The sequence below is a fragment of the Desulfosporosinus meridiei DSM 13257 genome, assembly GCF_000231385.2.
Classification (GTDB): Bacteria; Bacillota; Desulfitobacteriia; order Desulfitobacteriales; family Desulfitobacteriaceae; genus Desulfosporosinus; species Desulfosporosinus meridiei.
In genome coordinates this window covers 665,473-681,784 of the sequence record NC_018515.1, presented here as the reverse complement: position 1 = coordinate 681,784, position 16,312 = coordinate 665,473, and the positions used below count along the sequence as shown (strand labels likewise).

Annotated in this window: 12 protein-coding genes and 1 riboswitch; of the genes, 5 read left to right on the top strand and 7 right to left on the bottom strand. The window is 39.3% G+C overall.

All coding sequences use genetic code 11. The annotated features are described in order from the left end of the window. Positions 1-24: 24 nt before the first annotated feature. Positions 25-1,176 carry an NAD(P)/FAD-dependent oxidoreductase gene (locus DESMER_RS03155; RefSeq protein WP_014901614.1) on the bottom strand — a complete coding sequence of 384 codons (1,152 nt, stop codon included), beginning with the start codon at positions 1,174-1,176 and terminating at the stop codon, positions 25-27. 166 nt (positions 1,177-1,342) lie between these two features. Further along, complete coding sequence (locus tag DESMER_RS03150; protein ID WP_014901613.1) at positions 1,343-1,552, bottom strand: hypothetical protein; 210 nt, start codon at positions 1,550-1,552, stop codon at positions 1,343-1,345. 946 nt (positions 1,553-2,498) lie between these two features. Here DESMER_RS03150 and DESMER_RS03140 point away from each other — a divergent pair. The 4 genes from DESMER_RS03140 to DESMER_RS03125 all read left to right on the top strand — a co-directional run bounded on the left by DESMER_RS03140 (position 2,499) and on the right by DESMER_RS03125 (position 6,495). Then, positions 2,499-2,996 (top strand): hypothetical protein, encoded by a 498-nt coding sequence (locus DESMER_RS03140; RefSeq protein ID WP_242831043.1) that lies wholly within the window; start codon positions 2,499-2,501, stop codon positions 2,994-2,996. A 277-nt stretch (positions 2,997-3,273) separates the two neighbouring features. After that, positions 3,274-3,993: a lysophospholipid acyltransferase family protein gene (locus tag DESMER_RS03135; RefSeq protein ID WP_014901609.1), complete on the top strand. Its 720-nt coding sequence runs from the start codon at positions 3,274-3,276 to the stop codon at positions 3,991-3,993. Positions 3,994-4,132: 139 nt separating this feature from the next. After that, positions 4,133-4,266, top strand: a riboswitch (cyclic di-AMP (ydaO/yuaA leader). A 3-nt stretch (positions 4,267-4,269) separates the two neighbouring features. After that, the gene (locus DESMER_RS03130; RefSeq protein ID WP_014901608.1) at positions 4,270-5,709 is read left to right on the top strand and encodes an NlpC/P60 family protein; all 1,440 of its coding nucleotides are present in this window, start codon (positions 4,270-4,272) and stop codon (positions 5,707-5,709) included. 213 nt (positions 5,710-5,922) lie between these two features. Next, positions 5,923-6,495 carry an ADP-ribosyltransferase gene (locus DESMER_RS03125; RefSeq protein ID WP_014901607.1) on the top strand — a complete coding sequence of 191 codons (573 nt, stop codon included), beginning with the start codon at positions 5,923-5,925 and terminating at the stop codon, positions 6,493-6,495. Between the two features lie 133 nt (positions 6,496-6,628). On the opposite strand, the gene DESMER_RS03120 is transcribed toward DESMER_RS03125, so the two are convergent. The 5 genes from DESMER_RS03120 to DESMER_RS03095 all read right to left on the bottom strand — a co-directional run bounded on the left by DESMER_RS03120 (position 6,629) and on the right by DESMER_RS03095 (position 14,733). Next, a complete protein-coding gene (locus tag DESMER_RS03120; RefSeq protein ID WP_014901606.1) occupies positions 6,629-8,413 on the bottom strand; it encodes a methyl-accepting chemotaxis protein in 1,785 nt (594 codons plus the stop codon). A 514-nt stretch (positions 8,414-8,927) separates the two neighbouring features. Then, entirely contained in the window at positions 8,928-10,142 is a 1,215-nt protein-coding gene (locus tag DESMER_RS03115) for an FAD-dependent oxidoreductase (protein ID WP_014901605.1), read from the bottom strand. Between the two features lie 29 nt (positions 10,143-10,171). Next, positions 10,172-10,498: a thioredoxin family protein gene (locus tag DESMER_RS03110; RefSeq protein ID WP_014901604.1), complete on the bottom strand. Its 327-nt coding sequence runs from the start codon at positions 10,496-10,498 to the stop codon at positions 10,172-10,174. A 205-nt stretch (positions 10,499-10,703) separates the two neighbouring features. Then, positions 10,704-12,752, bottom strand: a complete 2,049-nt coding sequence (locus DESMER_RS03105; protein WP_014901603.1) for an alkaline phosphatase family protein — start codon at positions 12,750-12,752, stop codon at positions 10,704-10,706. 415 nt (positions 12,753-13,167) lie between these two features. Next, positions 13,168-14,733, bottom strand: coding sequence for a BCCT family transporter (locus DESMER_RS03095; protein WP_014901602.1), 1,566 nt, complete (start codon positions 14,731-14,733; stop codon positions 13,168-13,170). Positions 14,734-15,196: 463 nt separating this feature from the next. Here DESMER_RS03095 and DESMER_RS03090 point away from each other — a divergent pair, with 463 nt between their 5' ends. Next, the gene (locus tag DESMER_RS03090) at positions 15,197-16,102 is read left to right on the top strand and encodes a LysR family transcriptional regulator (protein WP_014901601.1); all 906 of its coding nucleotides are present in this window, start codon (positions 15,197-15,199) and stop codon (positions 16,100-16,102) included. Positions 16,103-16,312: the final 210 nt, after the last annotated feature.

Below are 16,312 nucleotides of genomic sequence, written 5' to 3'. Positions count from 1 at the left end.
TATCAGTGGTACCAGGAAATTTACTTATGGATTTTCTTTAAGAAATCGGTCTGGATGAAGTAAACTAGCATCGATCTGGTCAGTACTACCCTTTAAAATCAGATCTGCTAGAATCCGCCCGATGGCTGGGGCATGCATAAAGCCATGTCCGCTGAACCCGTTAGCGAAAAACATCCCCTTCAATCCTGATGCTTCACCAACAATCGGATGAAAATCAGGGGTTAGTTCACAAAGTCCCGTATAAGTTCGCAGCCACTTTATATCAAGCGTAGAAGGTATTATTTCCATGGTCGTCATAAAAAAGTCTTCTGCCACGGATTTGTCTACTGTTTCTTGCAATCCCGGCCAAGTGTACTTATCTGTTCCCCCTAATAACACTGTTTTCCCACTAGTTTCCTGATGGAGATAAAAGCCAGAGGATAAATCCATGATTGTAGGAGAAGCTTTGGGAACATCTTTAGGGTTTGTACAGACGTAAACCTGACGACGGTAAGGCTGGATTTTAAGAGTAAGGCCAGACATTTCAGCTAATTGTGCAGCATGAGGGCCAGCAGCATTCACGACGAGGGGACTTTGAAATACTCCCTGTCTAGTTTCAACACCTTTAATAGTATCGCCATCAATGATGATTTTCCTTACTTCATGTTCAAAATATACCCCGACACCTTTACGGCGCACCACTGAGTACAGGGCTGCCAAAACAGCATAGGGGTCGGCATAGGCATCCCATGAACAAAAAGCCCCTCCTAAGAACCGGTCTCTGTGCAAATATGGGAACTCCCTTTGCAATTCTTCTTGATTCATTAGGTTCATGGGGATGTTGTCAGCGTCGGCTTGAACTGAGATCGATTGGAGATCCTTCAATAAGCCTTCGTTATCCGCTAATAATAAATGCCCCTTCTCCCAATACCAACTGGGAGTATCAAAGACAGCATCAAAATTCCGAAAAAAATCTCTGCTGAGCAGACTCAGGCGACGCTGAAGTGGGCTACTCAATTGATAGCTAATACTTCCTGTGCATTTTCCAGTGGAACCTATTCCCAATAATTTCTCCTTTTCCAGAAGAGTTATCGAAAGTTTCGGGTCTATTTCCAACAAGTTGTAAGCGATGCTTAAGCCAATGATTCCAGCGCCGATAATTATTATATCCGGCTTATTATTACTCCTAATGTACATTTAGCTTTCCCTCCCTTAAAGAGAAGTTTAGTACAGCAAATTCCCTTTAAGATTTCAACATGTTTCCAAATACTCCTTCAAAAAAGTATTTTTCTCAATTAACCTAGTGCACAATAAGAAGCACCCACTTTAGAAATGGGTGCTTCTTTCAATATTCAAAGATTATTTAGATTCTCAAAAGATCGTCTGGATCGTATGCAAAATCTTGCGGTATTTCATCTAATCGAGCAACAATATACTCCCCAACTTCATCACGATCAACTCGAACAACGGTTCCTACATAATGATTACTAGTCTTGACACGATCTCCTACCTGAAATAATTGTCGCTGGCGAAGAGCTACCGTAGTTTTTGGTTTGCGATTGCGTAATAGCATACAAATCCCCCTCTCATACCTTTTGCAAAATACAGTAAATTATTAAATGGATTGCAAATTAATTCTTTGGCAGTTTAAATATTTTTAAATATACTTACTTTAAAATAATTCTAATATAAATATCAGAAAATAACAAATATATTTTATTTAGAGGGGGCATAGGAGAAAATTATATACAAAACCTCGTCGCCCTTTGATGAAAAGCCATTTCTATCTTACTGAGCATTAAAAATATTTTCACAGCCAATAATCGAAAGGAATAATATGGTTATTATTAACAAGGGAGGCAACGTTTTTGCAAGGATACTCATTGTGGATCATCCAGTTTTATTGGATTTTCTGGTTAACTGGATCTTTTATAGTCGCAATGTTCTTAGGGGGTGTCATCTTCCGCAACTATGAAAAAGCCAAATAAGCATGTGGATGAGTGTAGCATCCTGAAGTTAACTTTTAATACACCTAGAAATCAGCACTACTCGCCGAGCAGTAAACCTGTTCATGTTTATTCCTCTTCTAAAGAGCCCAACGCCTTCTACCCAAGTACGAAGTTTTGGGGTATTTGGCTACCAGTCCCCACCATTATCGCTATCCTTAATTCATTCTTTTGGACTTGGCTTTTGCTAAACACTGTTGGCTATACTACAGATCCAATTGAAAGGGCAAACCAAAAAATCATAGAAAAGTTTTAATAAGTGGGGTACTGATTTTGCAAGGTGTGATTAATATAAGTACAGTCCTACAACAATATTTGAATAAGTACCTTTATAGACACCCGGCTTTATTAAAGTCAATTCTCTGGGAAAATAGAACCCTTCATAATTATCCCCCACTGATCCTTACGCAAATTAAGAGATTTGTTAGTCAGATCAATCCTTTCAAGCTATGTCCATTTTCAATTTATTTCTGGTTTTTGATTGAACCATACAATGCTATAGGTGTTTCCATTATGAGCTTAAAAGAAGTTAGGCTGTTTTGGAGACAGCAGATGGAGCCTAATGAAACAGTTTATCTTATGTTTAACCTCTTAAGCCTCCGACTACCATTCCCCCTAACTATGTTAGTTCTATTTTCCGCCAGCGGATTGGTCATATTAGATGGAATCAACAAACTTTTTCAATCAAGTGAGTCTAACCCTTCAAATGAACCTGAAAGAACGAAAGAACTCTCACCCACTAACCTGCTCCCTAAAATGTCAATATACTTCCCAGTTATTAACGGTTTCACATCCATTGGGTTTCTCACCATTGATTTCAGGCATATTGAAATGAGCGTTAAACAAGTGCTAGAGCCCAACGAAACAATTTTTAGCTTAATAAGATTCATCGACCTTTATTCCCCCTACCCAATGCAGTTGGCTGTAATGGTGTTAGCGATGGGACTTTTCCTTACAGGCCATATTAGTAATTTAATACAAGAAAAAGTATCAAATATATTGCTACATTGATAACAATAGAATGAGGTGTTAATATGTCATTATGGTATTTATGGGCTCATGGCACAATTTTATGGGCACAGCCCTTTGCATACTTTGCTCCAATGGTATCACTGGCTGCCTTTATTTTTATTGTTTATATCATCACTTCACTTAAGCATGTATTCGAAAATGAAGATCAACACATCTTCTGGTAATTTTATGTAATAGTATTTTTAGTTCCAGCACATACTTTTGAGTATATAAATTTTTGCTAGAATAATTTTAAAACAAGATGAGGAGAATCCCAATGTTTCGAACCTTCCTCTGGTTTACATATTTTTGGGCGTATCTTTTGTCCATACAACCAACGCTTTTAAAAGTTAATCGATTAGAAAGAATGGATAGAATCCTTGAACATGACAGACTTACAAATCAAACAGCAAAAAAATGGGCCCATTCACTTGTTAAGCTTGCAGGTGTTACTGTTGAGATCCAAGGCGAAGAAAACATCCCGGCTAATGGCTCGGTTCTCTTTGTAAGCAATCACCAAGGTAATTTCGATATTCCAATTCTCCTCGGTTATATCGATAAACCAAAGGCATTTATTGCAAAAATTGAGCTCCTTAAATTGCCTTTGATTAGAAGTTGGATGACTCATTTAAAATGCGTTTTTATGGATCGTTCAGACATTCGCCAATCCCTTAAAGTAATTAATCAAGCTGCGGAACAACTTAAAGCAGGTTACTCTATGGTCATTTTCCCTGAAGGCACTCGCAGCAAAGGTGATATGATTGGAGACTTTAAGCCTGGCAGCTTAAAGTTAGCCTTAAAGGCTGGCGTCCCAATTGTTCCGATCTCGATTTGCGGCTCTTATAAGATAATGGAACAAAACGGCTTTAAGATTAAACCCGCCCATGTTAAGGTAACTATTTTTAAACCAATCCCCACCACTGGTCTCAGCAAAGAAGATGCTGCCGAATTACCAGGAAAAGTACGAGATATTATTACACGAGGCCTATCCCATTAATTCTCTGAAACAAAAATAATAAACCCATTTTTTAACGCAATGCTACACTTACTTCACAATTTCTTCATCAATTGCCATGTATTTCTTTATGAAAATAAAAGGAGATTTAAGTATAATGTCGAATATATAACGTTGATAAAAAGTATGAAGGCTTAATCTAGTCACCTAGAGCGGGGGATTTTTTTTTGGGGTGAAACGCATACCAAATGCGTAGGGCTTACACCTTATGCCCGAATCCGTCAGCTAACCTCGTAAGCCGAGAAAGGTGAAAACAACATGCAATTGCCTCCTAGTTTGAATGAGAAACGAATGCTAATTCAACAATTTTGCGGCACTACTCTGCGAAAAGTCTCATGGAAATCTCCACGTGTTATCAGCGGTTTATCTATTGCGGTTATCCTAACCGGAGGACTTACCTATTATCTTTCAACCACAACTTCTGCAGCTGCTGTCATGGTTAACGGTCAGCAGATTGGTTTAGTAAGAAGTGTTGATTATGGTAAAGACCTTGTGGAAACCATTCTCAAACAACAGGGCGAGCCTTTCGGAGTGGTTGCTAAAACTCACGACCAAATAACCTATGAATCCCTCAGGGTAAAGCCCACGGTCTATCTGACATCTACTTTGAGCGAGGAGACGTTAGAGGATAAATTAAGTACTTATGTTGATGGTTATAAGTTAGAAGCCGATGGCTCAGTGATCGCATTTTTGCCCACTAAAGAGGATTCCGACAAACTCCTCAAAGAATACGAAGACTATTATGTTAAACCCAGTGAGGAGAACAAGGTTACTTCTGTTAGTTTTGCCGAAAAGGTTAGTGTAGAAGAGGCTGAAGTCCTACCGGAACAGCTAACCTCCCCTGACCAAGCTTTTAAAATTTTGACTGATGGTAAAATATCCGCTAAGGATTATACTGTTCAACCGAACGACTCTTGGTGGCTTATTGCCCGTAAAAATGATATGTTAACTGATGAAGTATTAGCAGGTAACCCAGGAGTAACCAAGGACACTAAATTGCAGCCAGGGCAAGTTATCAAGCTCGTTTCTTCAACTCCCTTCCTTACTGTCGTAAGTCAGGGGACATACTCCGGCCCCGAAGCAATTCCCTATGATGTTGTAACAAAGACCGATAGCAGTTTAAAGGTCGGCCAAACTAAAGTACTTGAGCAAGGTAGTAATGGTTCAAAAATCGTTACATATTCTTATGTACAGAAAAACGGCATTGATGTTACCAAGCAAGTATTAGAAGAAAAGGTAACTCAAAGTCCGGTAAACCGTGTTGTTGCCCAAGGCCCCAGTAATCGGCCTGTCATGGTCGCTTCTGCTTCTACAGTATCTCGAGGAAGCGGCGGTTCCACAACAGTAGTAGACCGGGCACTCAGTTTGCAAGGTACCCCCTATGTCTTTGGCGGAACCACCCAAAAAGGCTTTGACTGTTCAGGTTTTACCAAATATGTGTATGCTAGTTCCGGGATTTCTCTCCCGCGAACATCTTATGCCCAATTCGCCTCAGGAACTCCGGTTAACAAGAGCAACCTCCAAGCAGGTGATTTAGTATTTTTCTCAACCTATGCTAAGGGTGCCTCACATGTTGGCATCTATATCGGGGGTGGACGTTTTGTCCATGCCAGTAATCCTAATAGCGATGTTAAAATATCAAGTCTTAGCGACAGCTTTTACTCCTCTCGTTATCTGGGAGCGAGAAGCTACGATTAAGTTGGAACGTAAAAAGACTAAGAGCAACACACTGCTGTTGCTCTTAGTCTTTTTTTGGTGTAAACCAAGTAAATATAGAACATAACGACCTTTCTGCAAAGGAGGTTATGTTCTATATTTATAAAGATTAAAGAAATATGGCAATCTTTCTTCGAAGAAGAACCTCTATCTCTTCATAATGACAATGACTTTTATGATGCCTTACAGGAGATCTTGGAATTCCTCAAAAGCCTCAAAAATAATAGTTCATTTCGAACATTCGAGTGTAGAGACGCTATTAGACAATGGTGTGATCATTACTATAGTGCATGGGAACAACAATTAACCTCCGAAGAAGTCAAGAATATTAAACTATATACCTCATGTTCATTCAAATATAACGAGCATTTCCGCCATTGTAAATATCCGAGGTTTGAAAATAAAACACAGCATATAGATTCAGCCTTGAATAAAGCGTCCACTCCGGAAGATGTAATTGCTTTTCGCTGGATAGATCTAGAAGGGCTTCAAGGGCTGGGTAGTACATCAACCCTCTACGATGGAAAGAAATTACTTGAAAAGGGCTTTTCCAGTACTACTTTATTTTTCAACGGAAATAGAGAATACTCTGCAGATGTACTATTTATTCTAAAGGTCCCAAAGAATTTTAATGGAGCTTGTTTGAAAAATATCAGCAACATTCGATCTGAAGATGAACTTCTCTTAAAAAGAAATTCAATCTATACCGTTGAAAGGACTATTTATTCTACCGATGCCCATGCCATCTTACTATGCAATGTCCAATGAACAGTCCTATCCATATACCTCTTTAGAAAAATAGGCTAGCAGCAAAAATGCTCCTAGCCCAGTTTCAGAATCTTAATCTCTTAACTCCTATTTTTTCCTCTGGAATAACTCTTCTCTTGATTAATTGTTTGACTTATAATCGAAACTTTTCTAAAGTCAGCTCCACTTCTTGAGCCATTTTCGAGAGCACTTGGCTAGCAGCAGCAATTTCTTCAATGGAAGCAGATTGCTCTTCAGTTGCTGCCGAAACTGTTTGAGTCTGAACTGCAATTGATTTGCTGACTTGATTAATCTCGGTAACTGCCTCTGCAACTTGATTACTTCCCTCGGCAGTATGTTGGATTTTTAAAGTAATTTCTCGAACTTGGTTTAACACCGTTGTGACCAAATCGTTGATGTCCTTAAACGCATCATCCGCAGTGTTTACAACTTTAGTTCCCATTGAGACTTCCAGGGTTCCTTTATTCATAGCAGCAACTGCTTTTTGAGTATCCTCTTGGATTTCGAGAATAAGGGCAGAGATTTGTTTTGCGGCTTCACTTGATTGTTCTGCAAGTTTACGTACCTCGTCTGCAACGACTGCAAAGCCACGCCCCTGTTCTCCGGCACGAGCAGCTTCAATTGCAGCATTAAGAGCTAAGAGATTGGTTTGTTGAGCGATTCCAGAGATCGCATCGATAATTTGACTTATTTCTTTGGATCGTTCTCCTAAATTGTTAATGACCTGAGCAGAGGTGTTCACGGTTCTTTCGATGTTACTCATTTGATCCATGGTTTTGTCAATAGCCTTCATACCATCTAGCGCAGATTGCGCAGCTCTTTCTGATGTATCGGCAACTACTTTAGAACTGTCGAGAATCTGATTAATACCAACCAGCATTTGGTTAACGATTTTAGTTGTGTTATTAACAACGTTTAATTGGGTTTCAGTACCAGCAGAGACTTCGGAAATAGAAGTGGCAATTTGATTGGAGGCTTGAGCTGACTGTTCTGCTCCAGAAGTTAGTTCCTGGGAAGTTGAAGCAACCAATCCAGAAGACTGAGAGACTTTTTCCACTAACTCACGCAGATTATTAGTCATATCGTTAAAGGCTTTTCCTAGAAGCCCTATATCATCATCCGTCGTCACACTAATCTCAGGGATATCTAAATTCCCTCCTGCTACTTGCAGGGCCGATTCTGCGATAGGTGCAATCTTCTGAGAAATCCTGCGATTGATCATTAAGGCAAAGCCAATTGAAATGGCAATAGCCCCTAGCATTCCTAATCCTGAGTAAGCAATATTTTGCCACATTTCTTCATCGGCTGCGGCTTGTCGATCAGCGATGACTTTATTTATATCGTCAATATAGTTACCCGTTCCGATAACCCATTTCCATGGTTTGAATTCTAGGGCATATCCTCGCTTGGGGTATTCTTGCTTATCGTTAGGATCGGCCTTAGGAAACCAATAATCCACATACCCTCCATTGTTCTGGCCAACTTTTAAAATCTCCTGCATAAATAGGAATCCTTTAGAATCGGCTGCATTATTGCGGTCTGTGCCCGGCGCCTTAGGGTTTGTGCCATGAAAGACACATATCCCATCCGTGGTATCTCCCCAATAATATCCGGTACCATCGTCACCATATCTCATTTTAGTCATTATTTCTATTGCTTGTTCCTTGGCCTGAACCTCTGTCAGTACGCCTTGCTGTTGCAGTTGATAAATGCCATCTAAGGTGCTGATTGCTTGCTGAGTCACAAGGCGAAGGTTTTGGTCGTAATTGGCATTTAAAGTCGTTGAATATAAATCCATGTTTGTTTTGGCAGTGCGAGTGATATTCATGATATTAAAGGTTCCAATCCCAACTGCTACAACAATTAAAAGAATTACTAAAGCTAAAATACTTTGATTCATCTTTTTCTTCTCTGCCATTACTCAATCAATCCTTTCACTGCTGTTATGTTTGGTTAACTTAATTATTTAGGAGACCGAAGCCACCAAAATCACAGGAGACCTACGATATAGTAGGTTAAAAGCCAATATGTAATGATTAGAAATGCAATCCCATTCGTGATAATTATCACAATAGTCTTAAGACTCTATTACCAATGCAATTGGTAAGATTGGCTCTACTAATAATTAATAGCTTTTAGAGAATAATTAAACGCTAAAATAAACAGTTAACTTTAATAGTAGTATTTCAGATCTTCCAATAATATCTTACCATAATCATCATCATTCACCAAATTAAAACAATTATTGAGCTGCATGTTGCGTTAATATCAAGTATATGGTATTAAAATTAAGTTATCATTAAGTAATGGTAATCATTATGTTAACTCTTCATAGATATTAATATATAACAAAAACGACCAACAAAGGTCAGCCTTGCGGTCGTTTTAAAATTTTGTAATTAAATTTCATTTCATAACTACTTGAATTGAACCTAAAATAATTGAGATTGTAGTTTCTCTTTATCCATGCAACAATCAAGTCGTTTGATTTCTACTCCTTTGTCCAATACGACTACAGTGGGTGCTTTTTCTATTCCATATTTGCCTGCCAGGCTTTTCTTAGTTGCTAAATCAACTTTCACCAATTTATATTCGTCACCATTTTCACCGATGAGTCCTTCTAATAAGGTGCTAAATTCCAAGCTTTCATTGACCAAGGCATTAAAGAATAATAACAATGTCTTTTTCTCATTTTGGAGGATATTGGCATTAAAATGCTGCAATTCTTCAATATATCTTTCGGCAGCCACAGCTGCAGTTGCACCGTCACCAACTGCGGAGGCAACTTGTCTCAAGTATTTTACTCGATTGTCGCCGATAGCATAGATCCCTTCTAAGTTCGTCTCCATACTCTCATTAACCGGAATATATCCTCTATTGTCCATTTCCAGTCCGCTGTCCTTGAGAAAACGTGTTGAGGGAATCATTCCAACAAAGAAAAACACACCTTGGCAGGTAAGTTCAGATGAACTGCCGGTTTTCAGATTCTTTATTTTTACTCCTTCAACATTATCTTCTCCGAGAACTTCCTCGATGGTCGAATTCCAAATGAACTCCATTTTTTCATTGTTAAATGCTCTCTCCGCACTTACTTTATTACAATCAAGAATTCCTTCGTCATGTAGTACAATTACAGTTACTTTACGAGCATACTTGGTGATGAACATGCCTTCTTCAATAGCCTGGTCACCACTTCCAAGAACAACAACATCCTCCCCTTCAAAAAACTCTGCGTCACAGGTAGCGCAGTAAGCAACTCCACTCCCTCGCAGGGATTTTTCACCAGGGATATTTAACATTCTCGGCTCACTGCCACACCCAACGATAACAGCTTTGGCAGAGAGCTCTTTACCTTTTTTGGTTTTAATGATTTTATCTTCTCCGGAAAAATCTACGCTAGTGACTTCTTCTTTTAGGAATTCAACATTAAAATGCTCTGCATGTTTCTTGAAATCCTTCATGAGATCCGGTCCACTAACCTGGATATATCCGGGATAATTAACTATTTCTCTAGTTGTATCTACTAAACCACCGATTGTCCCTTTATACATAACTAGGGTCTTCAGCTTAGCCCTACCGCCATAAATGGCAGCAGAAAGTCCGGCGGGGCCTCCCCCTATAATGATCAAATCATAGCTATTATCCACGACTTCAACATCCCCTTATAATTTGATAACTAGGCTCCAAGGACTTCTGCGATTTTCTCTTCAATACCTTCTTCTTCAACCTTACCCGCCAGTTTACCTTGATATTCTCCGTCATTGAAAAAGAGAACTTGCGGAACACCTTTCAATGAAAACCGTTGAAATAAGTTTTTATCCTCTTCAACATCTACATAATAGAAGCCGAATTTCCCTTCATATTGAGGTTTCATTTCTTCCAACATTGGAGCAACTTGTTTGCATACATGACAATCTTTTCTTGAAAACATCACCAAGCAGGCCTCAGCATTGTCATAAATAATTTCTTCGAACTGATTTGAGTTTAATTGTTGCAAAGACATATTTCTCCACTCCTTATAACATCATTATAGTTAACCGCGTTAAATTGCATGTCAGGTTCAAGCTCTTTGGGCTCTAATTCTAATATTTAATATATCCCATTTTTCAGGGTTATCTTCATGCATGTCCGTAGATCTATTTAAAAGGCAGCTATCAGAAAGGCAGCTATCAGCTGCTCTCTGATAGCTGCACAGGTTCTATAGATTATTAAACTTCTTCGGAGAAGATTTGATAGATCGGTGCTCCCTCGCATTGTGCGGGGAAACGAAGACCAAGTAATACTGAAACTGAAGGAGCCACATCAACTTGTCGGATCGTACGCTCTGTTGTAAATCCAGACTTAATACCAGAACCAGCAGCTACGAAAATTGGGGAAACTGATGTTTCGAAATATCCTTCTGAAGTTGAGATGCTATCTCCGTGCAGCCTATTGTATCCTTCTTCAACTGAGAAGAATATATCACCGCATTCCGGTCCATTAGCACCAATAAGCACAGCGTCTTTATTTCTCAAGCAAATACCGATAACCCGTTTGCCGGTTTTGTCATCTCTGTAATTATACAGATCAGAAATAATTTGTTCTTCTAGATCATATTTGTCTTTAGGATCGACAATGCCATACTTATCACGGCCTTTAAGGTTGATATAAATATAGTTACTGCGGATTTGAACGGCTCTTGTCTTTTCCCAATCAACTTCTCTGATGGAATTGCCATTTTCATCTTTTTTCATGACTGTATAGCCAAGTTCTTCCATAACTTTTGTATTAAGACCACCGTATTCTCCGATAATCGGAGGTACGTTTTCCCCTACAATCAGACCGTGGTCACTGAGAAGGAATACAGTCCAACCTTCATCTAACAAATGCATGAATTCGCCAAGATAATCATCTGTTTGCACATAGAATTTCTCAATGAACCCTTGATAGGTTTTTTCATCTGTGTGATCCCAAGGAGCAAGTGTCTTACCCAGGTGCCATAATTGATGACCGGCACAGTCAATGTTGTGGAGATGAGAGAATACTACTTCATAGCCCTTCTCTTTGATGCAATAATTCATGCAGTCAGCTTGCCATTTATTGTATTTTACCCATGAAGGTTCAAAAATTTCGCCAACCAATTCAGCATCTTCACCACCGATTAAGCTAACAGGTGGAACTACGCCAACATTTTCAATGACTTCATTAAAGAGAGTTTTAGGATGCCATAATTGGTCATTGGCAATATCAAGTGCGTTGCTAATCCAAAGTCTAACTTTGTTACCAGCTGGATCAAGTTCTAAGATTTTCATAGAACGGCAAGCAGGCTTAGTGACTTCTTTCTTGGTAACGTCATCAATAATTCCTGTTTCCATTACATCCCGAACTAAAGTAACAATCGGCTCTTCAGCTTTCTTATTCTTATAAATGGCGACTCGATCATATTCGCCAGCTTCATTCTTCAGAATTAAGGCAGGTCGTCTCATAACTCCACCGGAAGTTAGGATAGTGAACTCTTTAGCACCTTCTGGAGCATTTGCCCAGCCTGTAGCATCTTTAAGAGGAGAGTTAACGATATCATAAGCAACTTTACTACCGATAACAACTTCTGTATCTTCATCGTCCATGACATAGGTGCGAATTTCGCCACCTTGGCGAGCTGTATCCCCCCACCAAAGTTCCATCATTTCATCGTCCACATCAGCATCTAAAGAATCTTCCAAATCGGTAATGATACAGCCAACTCCAGCCGGCTTATCTACTCTAGGTGCATAGCGTACCTCTGTGATGTCAGGTGTAGCAACGATAACTTTTTCCCAGTCTAGTTGAGCGACACCCATATTAACAGAACCTGGTTGAGTTCCATCTACAACACTTAAGTTTTCACTGTGAGAGGTCGGAGGCCAAGAACTCCCTGGCCAGTGCCAGACGAGGGTCTTCATTCCAGCTTCAGATGTAATATTCCAGATTTGTTCAGCAGTGCAATTACGGGAATCCATATTGTATACAACTGCGTCAAGGCTTTCTGGCGATTGTCTCCAATAGCAAGTGATGCCATGAGTTCCCGGGTAAGCGCCTGTGGCAAGAGTTGTCCAACATGGAGGTGTGATTGTCGGAATTGCTCCGAGAAGTCTAAGATCTTCACGAGCTGATCCACGTTCAATGAATTTCTTCAAATTAGGCATTTTTCCTTCTGCCAAGAATTTCTGAGTAATTCTAGGATCCATACCGTCAACACCTAGAACCAATAATTTGGGGGTAAGTGCAGTTCTTTTCATAATAATTGTCACTCCTTATGAATTAATGCTAACTTATTTGCAATTCTCCAACAAAGTGGGGAAAAGTTTGCTACCTAACGGCCAAACACGCAGTTGCTAATACTTGTAACTTCATTCACTTTCAACACGAATTATATTCAATTCGCGTTTATGTGTAAAATACCGACTAATTATGCCCCGTATAGTTAAGTTAACTAGGGCTTATTAGGATTTTTAATAGTTAATGTTTAGTGTTAATGTAAAAGCGAAACAGGTGACAACGATATGCCATCACTTGTTGTTACTAATGTTCGTTTTACAGAAAGATCCTAAAAACCCAACCTCATTGAGACATTTGACGGCAAAAGGCGGCTTCTGGCTGAAGCCGCCTTTTGCTATTTTCCGGGCTGGGCTTACCGCGACAGCCCTGTTATAATTAGTCTTCTTCCGGATAATCGACAACTTGCACTTTATCTTCTTGTCCAAAATCCTCCTTGAGCCACTTGAGCAGGGAGAGCGATAAGATGATGATAATTCCTATAATGGGTATACTGGTGGCAACGGATGAAAGCTGAACAACGGATAATCCGCCCACCATCATAATAGCCACCCCGATCACTGCCAGGAGTACACACCAGAAAAGTCTCGTCCAGCGAGGAGATTCCTGATCATTTCTAACCTCCTTGCAAGAAATCATGGAAATAATAAAGGCATTGGAGTCAATGGTAGTAGCTTGGAAAATAAGCATAACAAATAGGAAATAGGGAATTACAATTTTGGTTAAGGGTAAGGTATGCAAGACTGCGGAAATCATTCCCGCGGGACCAGCGTCCTTCATAATCTGATCAAGGGCCATCCCTTGATTAAGCTGAAGATCCACTGTATAGCCGCCGAACACTAAGAAGAACAGTGAACAGCCGATGGAGGTTACAACCATCATATTAATAACAACGTTTTTGATCGTTCTCCCCTTGGAGATCCTAGCAACAAATAAGCCGAAATACATAGCCCATGCTGCCCACCAGGCCCAGTAAAATACTGTCCAGTCTTGAGGAAAACCGGATTTGGTAATGGGATCTGTGTATAAACTCATCCGTAAAAAGTGAGTAGCCAAAACCCCTAGGTTGTCAACATAAAGTGATAACATAAATAAGGTTGGGCCAACAAGCATGACAAAAGCTAATAATCCCATACATAACCAACTATTTAATTCCGATAACTTTTTGATTCCGCTGTTTAAACCGGAGAAAGCACTATAGGTAAATACGGCTGCCACCACCAGGGTGACCACAACTTTTACCGTCATAGTATCTTCAATACCCAGATAACCAGCGCTTACAGCCGACATCATAGGTATAACCGTTCCTAAGGTTGTTCCTAATCCTCCGACCAGACCGAGTACAACAAAGATATCGATAGCTCTGCCAACCCATCCGTCTACCAAGTCTCCCAATAATCCCCGGCAAGCATAGCTTGGGTAGAAGTAGGGTTTTTTTCTAACGTAAATCATGTAGGCAAAGGCGATGGCTCCTGGGACAAAGATAGCCCAAGCCGAAAGACCCCAGTGAAATATTCCATAAGCAAGAGCGAATTGCCCAGCTTGTGCTGAAAATGGTTCAGCCCAGTAAGGAGGAAACTTAAGATAATAAAGAGGCTCAGCCATGGTCCAGTAAACTAAACCAGCTCCAACACCGCCAGTGAACATCATCGATATCCAGCTGAAGTCTGAGAATTCAGGTTTATCATCTTTTCCGCCTAATTTTACATTGCCATATTTGCCAAAAGCTAACCAAAGTGAAAACAGTACACAACCCAAAGCAAATAATAACCATAACCAGTCCATATTATAGGTTATAGCTTTTAATATGACTGCTACATGAGGTTGCAGCTCTGCACCATAAATAAGCATTGGGGCATATAACAGAACACATAAAATAGCACTGCCCCAGAAAACAACAGGATTAATTCGAGCATATAGACCTTTTGACTTCTCTTGTGACAAGTTATTCACCCTTTCTTGTGATTTAATCTGAGAACCGGGTTTTAGACTAGACGATAATCAACTTAATTAGTCCCTCCGAGGGCCTGGGGGCATATTATAGCACCCCACTTATAAAAATTCATAAATCGAAATGAGACCGTTAACTTTCCCCCTTCATAATTGTGTTTTTATTGTGTTTTAATTGTGATTTCCATCACTTATGTTGCAGATTATACGGTAAAATGCATTTCCATGTAAAATACTTAGTGATTATACCCCCTATAGTTAATATTGTGGCGAGCTATTAGGAATTTTAATAAGAAAAATACTTATATACTTAGTTTCTACCAATAAAAGGTTATTTATTGCACCTTTCTTTCTTTTGTTATATTGAACCACTCATAGTATAATGATATATAATGCTAAGTTTATAGATTCAAATTTTTCAATATAGCAAATACACTTTCAAGGATGGTTAGATAATATGCGCTTAGAACAATTATCCTATTTAATTGCTGTCCATGAATCCAAATCGATTTCTCTTGCTGCCGAACGTTCCCACATTTCACAACCTGCGCTTAGCTCTGCCATCAGTAAACTGGAGGACGAACTGGGTGTTGTTCTGCTAAAAAGGACTAATGCAGGAGCCCAACTTACTGAAATGGGTGAACAGATTATTGTCATAGCTAAGGACGTTCTCAATAAAGTGGATGAAATCAAATCCATTGCTCATGGGGATTCGATTGAGTTACATGGTAATATTTCAATGGCTGTTGACCCAAGCATAAACATAACTGTAATGCCTGAAATATTGACAACCTTTAAACATGACCATCCTAAAGTTGATACCATTTTGAAAGTCGGAGAATCAAACAATATACTACGGGATGTTCAATCTGGTAAAGCTGATTTTGGGATGATCTTAAAAACCGATGCTTTTTCCAAAGCAAAAGATATCAATTACAAAGAATTGTTTTCAGATGAGTTAGTCATCATTTCCGGAAATAACTGCGAGATGACTAAGGACTCCTCGACTATGACCCTCAAGAATGCTCTCTCTTTGCCTATTCTTTTATACAACACTGAATACATTACTGATTGTGGTGTATCGAGTGTATTGCAAAAATACGGCGATATTAATGTGTCTTACAGGGTTGATAACTTAGAGATGATGGAAAAGATTCTATCTCAAGGTAAAACAATTGCCTTCGTCCCTCAGTTCATGGCTGACGAATACGTCAAATCCAGTAAGATAAAAAAAATCGCCCTCAGTGATGCCCATTTAGAGGTTACAATCCTTTTGATATGGCTGAATCGCCATCATCTCTCCTTAGTCGAAAAAGAATTTATTAAAGTCATTAAAAACGTCTGCTCCAAAAGGTATAAGTAAAACTTGCGAGCTGCAGCCTCAGACCGTACTCTCTGACATTTATGTCCAGATAACTAAACAGCACATTTTAAGTCGAGATAAATTTTCGTTATCTCGACTTTTCTAGTTATTGTCATAAATGATATATATCGTCAGCTTTAATTGATTATAGGGGGCATATTCAGTATGTATTTTACTTTCGGTCAAATCTAATCTTATAATACGATCATT

Bases quoted from the DNA above. Each gene is read 5' to 3' on its own strand.
- DESMER_RS03155 (WP_014901614.1), bottom strand. From the start codon at position 1,176: ATGTACATTAGGAGTAATAATAAGCCGGATATAATAATTATCGGCGCT.
- DESMER_RS03150 (WP_014901613.1), bottom strand. From the start codon at position 1,552: ATGCTATTACGCAATCGCAAACCAAAAACTACGGTAGCTCTTCGCCAG.
- DESMER_RS03140 (WP_242831043.1), top strand. From the start codon at position 2,499: ATGAGCTTAAAAGAAGTTAGGCTGTTTTGGAGACAGCAGATGGAGCCT.
- DESMER_RS03135 (WP_014901609.1), top strand. From the start codon at position 3,274: ATGTTTCGAACCTTCCTCTGGTTTACATATTTTTGGGCGTATCTTTTG.
- DESMER_RS03130 (WP_014901608.1), top strand. From the start codon at position 4,270: ATGCAATTGCCTCCTAGTTTGAATGAGAAACGAATGCTAATTCAACAA.
- DESMER_RS03120 (WP_014901606.1), bottom strand. From the start codon at position 8,413: ATGGCAGAGAAGAAAAAGATGAATCAAAGTATTTTAGCTTTAGTAATT.
- DESMER_RS03110 (WP_014901604.1), bottom strand. From the start codon at position 10,498: ATGTCTTTGCAACAATTAAACTCAAATCAGTTCGAAGAAATTATTTAT.
- DESMER_RS03105 (WP_014901603.1), bottom strand. From the start codon at position 12,752: ATGAAAAGAACTGCACTTACCCCCAAATTATTGGTTCTAGGTGTTGAC.
- DESMER_RS03090 (WP_014901601.1), top strand. From the start codon at position 15,197: ATGCGCTTAGAACAATTATCCTATTTAATTGCTGTCCATGAATCCAAA.